This window comes from Streptomyces sp. BE303 (assembly GCF_036290945.1).
In the GTDB taxonomy this organism is placed as follows: Bacteria; Actinomycetota; Actinomycetes; order Streptomycetales; family Streptomycetaceae; genus Kitasatospora.
The window spans coordinates 1-6,454 of record NZ_JAQYWZ010000541.1 but is presented as its reverse complement, the minus strand read 5'-3'; the positions used below and the strand labels follow the sequence as shown (position 1 = coordinate 6,454).

The following is a 6,454-nucleotide window of genomic DNA, read 5'->3' as shown; positions in this document are numbered from 1 at the left end:
CCACCCGGAGGTGGCCCCGAAGGGCGACCGCCGCAAGGCCGTCCAGGACCTGCTGGACGTGGTGGGCCTGAACCCGGAGTACATCAACCGGTACCCGCACCAGTTCTCCGGCGGCCAGCGCCAGCGCATCGGCATCGCCCGAGGGCTGGCGCTCAAGCCGGAGGTCATCATCTGCGACGAGCCGGTGTCCGCGCTGGACGTCTCGGTGCAGGCGCAGGTGATCAACCTGCTGGAGCAGCTCCAGAGCGAGTTCAACCTCTCGTACATGTTCATCGCGCACGACCTCTCGATCGTCCGGCACATCTCCGACCGGGTCGGCGTGATGTACCTCGGCAGGATGGTCGAGATCGGCAGCGACCGGGAGATCTACGACCACGCCACGCACCCGTACACCCAGGCGCTGCTCTCCGCGGTGCCGGTACCGGATCCGACGGCGCGCGAGTCGCGGGACCGGATCGTCCTCACCGGGGACGTGCCCTCGCCGGCGAACCCGCCGTCCGGCTGCCGGTTCCGCACCCGCTGCTGGAAGGCGCAGGAGAAGTGCGCACTGGAGACCCCGCTGCTGGCCGTCCCGGCCTGGCTGGACGGGCTCGCGGCGCACGACTCGGCGTGCCACTTCGCGGCCGAGCGCGGACCGGGGGAGTGGGCGCCGGCGGGGGAGTCCGGGAAGGGGCCCGGGGGAGAGCCCGGGGGCGGCCCGGAAACCGTTTGACACCGGGCGTACGCCCCACTCACAGAGCGCGTCCTCCGTTCGGAGGGCGCGCTCTCGCGTTGCGGCCCGCCGACCTGCGGGAATTCCCGTCCGAACGGTGTCCGGGGCACTCGGAAATGATCATTACGCTTCGTAATGCGCCGAATACCGGTGATATATGTTCGTTATTCGGAAAGTGGAATTGACGGCTCCGCGCGCGATATGGAGGAATTTGCCGAGTATTGTCACGGGTTGGTCTGAGCATGTAATTGAAAAGAGATGTGACGGCGATTCCACCGAAGGGGTCGGGTGATCGATAGTTGCTCTGCGCGTATCAGTGGTCACCTCGTCACCTGTGCGGATCGGCCCTGAGATGTCGACCTTCGCCATGCCCGGCACACCGACTGGCGAGGCGCCGTTCGTTCGTAAGCCCTTAAATCGAGGAGCAGTTGAATGAGGCTCACCAAGACGATGCGTTGGACCGCGCTCGCGGCCTGCACCGCGCTCGCGATCTCGGCCTGCAGCACCAGCAGCGACAAGAAGTCCTCGGACGGGGGCACCTCGGGGTCGGGCAAGAAGGGCGGCTCGATCAGCGTCGAGCTGGGTGAGCCGCAGCACGGTCTGGTGCCGCAGAACACCGCGGAGTCCGAGGGCTCCGAGGTGCTCAACGCGATCTTCGCCGGCCTGGTCGACTACGACATCAAGGACAACTCGCCGCGGCTGCGGGTCGCCGAGTCGATCGAGAGCCCGGACGCGACCGTCTGGACGATCAAGCTCAAGGACGGCTACACCTTCCACAACGGCGAGAAGGTCACCGCGCAGTCGTTCGTCGACGCCTGGAACTACGGCGCGAACCAGGCCAACGCGCAGGAGGCCATGCCGTTCTACGACAAGATCCTCGGCTCCGAGGAGCTGGCCCCGGGCAAGGACAAGACGCCCACCGCGGACAAGCTCAAGGGCCTGGCGGTCGTCGACGACAAGACCTTCACCGTCACCCTCAAGGTGCCGTTCTCGCAGTTCAAGACCATGCTCGGCTACAACGCCTTCTTCCCGCTCCCGAAGGCCTTCTTCACCGACACCAAGGCCTTCGAGGAGGCGCCGATCGGCAACGGCGCCTTCCAGATGGACGGCAAGTGGGAGCACAACAAGCAGATCAAGGTCAAGCGGTACGAGAACTTCCCGGCGTCTGACGGAAAGGCCAAGCTGGATTCCGTCACGTTCAAGGTTTACGACAAGCTGGAAACCGCGTACAACGACCTGCGCGCGAACAACATCCAGATCACCGACAAGCTGCCGATCTCGGCGATGGCGACCGTCGCCCAGGAGTTCGGCGACCGCTACATCTACAAGCCGGAATCCGGCGTCGGTTACCTCGGATTCCCGATCGCCACGAACCCGGCGTTCCAGAAGCCGGAGCTGCGCAAGGCGATCTCGATGGCGATCGACCGCGAGGCGATCACCAAGACGATTTTCTCGGGCACCCGCAAGCCGGCCGACGACTTCATCAGCCCGATCATCCCGGGCTACCGCGCGGGCGCGCTCGGCGACGCCGCCAAGTACGATCCGGCGAAGGCCAAGGAGCTCTTCACCCTGGCCGGCGGCCTGCCCGGCAACACGATCGAGATCGGGTACAACGCCGACGGCGGCCACAAGGAGTGGATCGAGGCGGTCGGCAACCAGCTGAAGAAGAACCTCGGTCTGGAGGTCACCTTCAAGCCGTTCGAGAAGTTCGGCGCCATCCTCACCGCGCTGGGCGACAAGAAGTACTCCGGGGCCTTCCGCATGGCCTGGTCGATGGACTACCCGTCGATCGAGAACTACCTGCGCCCGATCTTCTCCAAGGTCGCCATCGAGAACGGCTCCAACTACGGCGGCTACGTCAACGAGGAGTTCGAGGCCACGCTGGCCAAGGCCGACGCCGCCAAGGGCGAGGCCGAGGGCCTCAAGCTCTACCAGGCCGCCGACGACATCCTCATCAAGGACCTGCCGTACATCCCGGTGTACACCTACATGTCCTCCGCGGCCTACACGAAGACCGTCAAGAACGTGAACGTCAACGCCCAGGGGCAGATGGACCTGGCCAACGTCGAACTGGCCTGACGCCCCCCAGCTGACCGGTACGCCACGGCGGGCGGCGCGGGAAACCCCCGCGCCGCCCGGCTCAGGCGTGCCCCCGACCATGAGGAGACCGCATGGGCCGCTATGTGGTCCGCCGGATCATCCAGGCCATACCTGTGATCCTCGGCGCGACGTTCCTTATCTACGCACTGGTCTTCCTGCTGCCTGGGGATCCCATCACGGCACTGGCCGGTGAGAAGCGACAGGACCCCGCCGTCGTGGCGGTCCTGCGGGACCGGTACAACCTCGACGACCCGTTCTTCATCCAGTACTGGAACTACCTGGTCGGCCTCTTCCAGGGCGACTTCGGTGAGGACTACCGCGGCAACCAGGTCGTGGACGTGATGAAGACGGCCTTTCCCTACACCATCAACCTGGCGCTCACCGCGATCGTGATCGAGATGGTCGTGGGCATCACCGCCGGTGTGGTCGCGGCCCTCCGGCGCGGCCGGTTCATCGACAACGTGGTGCTGATCTCCACCCTGATGGTCATCTCGATCCCGGTCTTCGTGATCGGCTTCGTGCTCCAGCTGCTCCTCGGGGTGAAGCTCAACACCGATCTGGGCATCGACTTCTTCCCGGTCTCCTTCAACGAGGAGGCGGGCTTCCGGTCCTACCTGCTGCCCGCCTACGTGCTCGCCTCGACCTCGCTGGCGTACGTCGCCCGGCTCACCCGCACCAGCCTGATCGAGGTCATGCGGGCCGACTACGTCCGCACGGCGGTGGCCAAGGGCCTCAGCCCGCTGCGGGTGGTGATCCGGCACGGACTGCGCAACGCGCTGATCCCGATCGTCACCTTCCTCGGCATGGACCTCGGCGGGCTGATGGGCGGCGCGGTGATCACCGAGGGCATCTTCAACATCCCCGGCGTCGGACACCAGCTCTTCCAGTCCGTCTACCTGCGGGAACGGACCATCGTCGTGGGCATCGTGAGCGCCCTGGTGATGGTCTACCTGTTCGCCAACCTGGTGGTCGACCTGCTGTACGCCGTCCTGGACCCGAGGATCCGCTATGAGTGAGCCGACGAAGCGCGAGGACGCGACGGTGGCGATTCCCGGGCAGCCCGCTGCCGGGACCGCCGCGAGCGGGCCGGCGGCCGAGGCCGCTCCGCTCGCCGGGGCGTCGCTCGACAAGAAGGACCCGGCCGGCAAGGGCCCCGCCGGGAAGGGCAAGGACGGCACGGAGCGCGTCGCCAGCCTCTGGACCGACGCCTGGTACGACCTGCGCCGCAACCCGCTGTTCCTGATCGGCGGGTTCCTGGTGCTGTTCATGGTGGTGCTGGCGATCGTCCCCGGGCTGTTCACCGACGGCGATCCGCGCGCGGGCGGCTTCTGCAACCTGGCCGACTCGCTGCAGCGGCCCAGCGCCGACCACTGGTTCGGCTTCGACGTCCAGGGCTGCGACATCTACACCCGGACGGTCTGGGGCGCCCGCAACTCGATCATCGTCGGGCTGGTGACCACCACGCTGGTGGTCGCCGTCGGCGGCACGCTGGGCCTCTGGGCCGGCTGGATCGGCGGCTTCGCGGACAGCGTGCTCTCCCGGGTCACCGAGATCTTCTTCGCCATCCCGCTGCTGCTCGGCGGGATGCTGATCATGTCGACCTGGGGCGAGGGCAACGCCTGGACGGTCTCCGCGGTGATGGCCGTCCTCGGCTGGCCGCAGATCTACCGGCTGATGCGCTCGGCGGTCCTCGCCAACAAGCACAACGACTACGTGGTGGCGGCCCGGGCCCTCGGTGCCGGCACCGGGCGGATCGTCAGCCGGCACATCCTGCCGAACGCCGTCGCGCCGGTGATCGTGGTCTCGACCATCAACCTGGGCGTCTACATCGGGGCCGAGGCCGCGCTCTCCTACCTCGGCATCGGCATCCAGTCCCCGGCGATCTCCTGGGGCCTGATGATCAGCGACGCCCAGGCCCGCTTCCTGAACGCCCCGCACGTGCTGCTCTTCCCGGCCGCCGTGCTGAGCATCACGGTGCTCGCGTTCATCATGCTCGGCGACGCGGTGCGCGACGCCCTCGACCCGAAGCTGCGCTGAGGAGGGCCGCGGACCATGACTGATCTGACCAAGCCGACGACGAAGGACGGCGCGGCGCGCCGGGACGCGGTGGAGGTGCTCGGCGGCGGCCGGGAGAACCTGGTGCCCGGCACCCCGCTGCTGGAGGTCGACGACCTGCACATCGAGTTCCACACCCGGGACGGCGTCGCCAAGGCCGTCAACGGCGTGAGCTACTCGGTGTCGGCGGGGGAGACCCTGGCGGTGCTCGGCGAGTCCGGTTCGGGCAAGTCGGTGACCGCCCAGGCGATCATGGGCATCCTCGACATGCCACCGGGGAAGATCACCTCCGGCTCGATCCGGTTCCGCGGCGAGGACCTGCTCACCATGAGCCCCAGGGCCCGCCGGGCGGTGCGCGGCCGGAAGATCGCGATGATCTTCCAGGACGCGCTCTCCTCGCTCAACCCGGTCCTGAGCGTCGGCTACCAGCTCGGCGAGATGTTCCGGGTGCACCAGGGGGCCTCGCGCAAGGAGGCCAAGGAGCGGGCGATCGAGCTGATGGAGCGGGTGCGCATCCCCGCCGCCCGGGAACGGGTCGGCGACTACCCGCACCAGTTCTCGGGCGGCATGCGCCAGCGCATCATGATCGCCATGGCCATGGCGCTGGAGCCGGACCTGATCATCGCGGACGAGCCCACCACGGCGCTGGACGTCACCGTCCAGGCGCAGGTGATGGACCTGCTCGCGGAGCTCCAGGCCGAGTTCAACATGGGTCTGATCCTGATCACCCACGACCTCGGCGTGGTCGCCGACGTCGCGGACAAGATCGCCGTGATGTACGCGGGCCGGATCGTCGAGACGGCGCCGGTGCACGAGCTGTACGCGCGCCCGGCCCACCCGTACACCAGGGGCCTCCTCAACTCGATCCCGCGCCTGGACCAGAAGGGCCAGAACCTCTACGCCATCCAGGGCCTGCCGCCGAGCCTGCTGCGGATCCCGGACGGCTGCGCCTTCAACCCGCGTTGCGACCGGGCGCAGGACGTCTGCCGCACCGAAACCCCGCGGCTGGTCCCGGTGCTGGACGCCGAGGGGGCCGACCTGCCGGGCCGCCGGAGCGCCTGCCACTTCTGGAAGGAGACCCTCCGTGGCTGAGCCCATCCTGGAGGTCAAGGACCTGGTCAAGCACTACCCGCTGACCCAGGGCATCGTCCTCAAGAAGCAGGTCGGCGCCGTCCGGGCCGTGGACGGCATCTCCTTCCAGCTGCTCAGGGGCGAGACCCTCGGCATCGTCGGCGAGTCCGGCTGCGGGAAGTCGACGCTGGCCAAGGTGCTGATGAACCTGGAGCGGGCCACCTCCGGCCAGGTGCTGTTCAAGGGCGAGGACATCACCCGGCTCTCCGGATCCGCGCTGAAGGCGGTGCGGCGGAACATCCAGATGGTGTTCCAGGACCCGTACACCTCGCTGAACCCGCGCATGACGGTCGGCGACATCATCGGTGAGCCCTACGAGATCCACCCGGAGGTGGCCCCGAAGGGCGACCGCCGCAAGGCCGTCCAGGACCTGCTGGACGTGGTGGGCCTGAACCCGGAGTACATCAACCGGTACCCGCACCAGTTCTCCGGCGGCCAGCGCCAGCGCATCGGCAT

6 protein-coding genes are annotated in these 6,454 nt (G+C 67.8%); all 6 read left to right on the top strand.

The features are described from left to right. Positions 1-712: ABC transporter ATP-binding protein (locus PUR56_RS12290; protein WP_329948912.1), on the top strand; the 712-nt coding region annotated here is incomplete at its 5' end. Between the two features lie 432 nt (positions 713-1,144). Further along, positions 1,145-2,791: a peptide ABC transporter substrate-binding protein gene (locus PUR56_RS12285; protein WP_329874627.1), complete on the top strand. Its 1,647-nt coding sequence runs from the start codon at positions 1,145-1,147 to the stop codon at positions 2,789-2,791. 92 nt (positions 2,792-2,883) lie between these two features. After that, the gene (locus PUR56_RS12280) at positions 2,884-3,828 is read left to right on the top strand and encodes an ABC transporter permease (protein WP_329874625.1); all 945 of its coding nucleotides are present in this window, start codon (positions 2,884-2,886) and stop codon (positions 3,826-3,828) included. After that, on the top strand, positions 3,821-4,849 hold the full coding sequence (locus PUR56_RS12275) for an ABC transporter permease (RefSeq protein WP_329874623.1): 1,029 nt from the start codon (positions 3,821-3,823) through the stop codon (positions 4,847-4,849). Before PUR56_RS12280 ends, PUR56_RS12275 begins: the two co-directional genes overlap by 8 nt. Before the next feature lie 15 nt (positions 4,850-4,864). Next, a complete protein-coding gene (locus PUR56_RS12270; protein ID WP_329874621.1) occupies positions 4,865-5,959 on the top strand; it encodes an ABC transporter ATP-binding protein in 1,095 nt (364 codons plus the stop codon). Further along, a partial coding sequence (locus tag PUR56_RS12265) for a dipeptide/oligopeptide/nickel ABC transporter ATP-binding protein (protein ID WP_329948911.1) occupies positions 5,952-6,454 on the top strand: 503 nt, incomplete at its 3' end. The genes PUR56_RS12270 and PUR56_RS12265, both read left to right, overlap by 8 nt.

Excerpts from the sequence above, each read along its gene's own strand:
- PUR56_RS12285 (WP_329874627.1), top strand. The coding sequence starts at position 1,145 with ATGAGGCTCACCAAGACGATGCGTTGGACCGCGCTCGCGGCCTGCACC.
- PUR56_RS12280 (WP_329874625.1), top strand. The coding sequence starts at position 2,884 with ATGGGCCGCTATGTGGTCCGCCGGATCATCCAGGCCATACCTGTGATC.
- PUR56_RS12275 (WP_329874623.1), top strand. The coding sequence starts at position 3,821 with ATGAGTGAGCCGACGAAGCGCGAGGACGCGACGGTGGCGATTCCCGGG.
- PUR56_RS12270 (WP_329874621.1), top strand. The coding sequence starts at position 4,865 with ATGACTGATCTGACCAAGCCGACGACGAAGGACGGCGCGGCGCGCCGG.